Here is a 449-nt window from a genome sequence, read left to right on the forward strand (position 1 = left end):
TTCTGCTGGAGGATCTGCACCGGCTTTATGGAACATTGCAGCGCGGTGAAGCGCCGGATCTGCCGCCGTCTTCCTGCAGTTATCGAGACTGGGCGCAAAGTCTCAGGGCCTACGCCTGTCAGCCAAGCGTGCGCGAGGAGCTGCCGTACTGGCTGCAGCAGACTGCCAGCGAGGGGCTGGGCGAGCCACCGCGCGACAACCCTCGCGGTCGTGCTCAGGTGGCATTGCGTGAGCAGATCAGTCTGCGCCTGGATCGAACCACTACCACGCGGCTACTCAAAGTCGCACCGCAAGCCTATCGCACGCAGATCAACGATCTGCTGCTGGCGGCCCTCGGTCGCGCACTGTGTGGCTGGAGTGGGCAGCATGCGGTGCTGGTCGGGTTGGAGGGGCACGGTCGTGAGGATCTGTTCGATGGCCTCGACCACAGCCGCACCCTGGGCTGGTTC

General features: G+C 64.6%; 1 protein-coding gene. It reads left to right on the top strand.

The window, feature by feature from the left end; genetic code table 11:
* Nucleotides 1–449 (top strand): condensation domain-containing protein (locus tag J0A65_RS25830; protein WP_206597057.1); only part of this gene is annotated, 449 nt, incomplete at both ends.

Source organism: Bowmanella yangjiangensis, from assembly GCF_017255015.1.
Lineage (GTDB): Bacteria > Pseudomonadota > Gammaproteobacteria > Enterobacterales > Alteromonadaceae > Bowmanella > Bowmanella yangjiangensis.